The 623-nt window shown below is 54.6% G+C and carries 1 protein-coding gene; it reads left to right on the forward strand.

The genetic code is table 11. The features are described from left to right. The coding region (locus KMAL_RS16750; protein WP_146044269.1) for a nucleotidyl transferase AbiEii/AbiGii toxin family protein at nucleotides 1-623 on the forward strand (623 nt) is incomplete at both ends.

Consider the following 623-nt stretch of genomic DNA (forward strand, 5'->3'; position numbering starts at 1 on the left):
CAAGAGTGCGGCTCGGAAGATTCTGGGCACGCTGAAGGACACCATCAGTAAAATCGCGATGGACCTCGGTTTTCCCGAACCCGTCATTTCCGCCAAAAACGAAAACCACTATATCCGTGCCGAACTGAGCTATGCGGACAGTACGGGCGAAGATGTCGAACTGCGCCCGCACCTTCTCGTCGAACTGACATATGCGCCTGCGGCTCTCCCGACCGTCGAAAGATCGGTACGGTCTTTCGTAAGCGAGGCGACGGATGCCGAACCGGAAATACAGCAGATCACCTGCATTTCCGTGGACGAGACCGCAGCCGAAAAATTCGTGGCCCTGACCCGTCGGACAGCAGGTTATCTGGAAGGACGGAAAACAGACGCTTATGACCGCTTCCTCATCAGGCACGTCTACGACCTGCATTGCATCCTGCCCCATCTCAATCTGCCTCGTGTCTCGACACTTGCCAGACAGATCATGGTCAGTGACGCAGAGCAGTTTAAGAAGTGGTTCCCTGCGTATGGCGCAGACCCAGAGGCAGGCACCGAACAGGCGTTAGCTTATCTTATGACGAATTCAGAATGTCGTGATTCCTTCGATCGGTTTCAGGCATCCATGGTTTACGGCGAACATT

Source organism: Novacetimonas maltaceti (genome assembly GCF_002906255.1).
Classification (GTDB): Bacteria; Pseudomonadota; Alphaproteobacteria; order Acetobacterales; family Acetobacteraceae; genus Novacetimonas; species Novacetimonas maltaceti.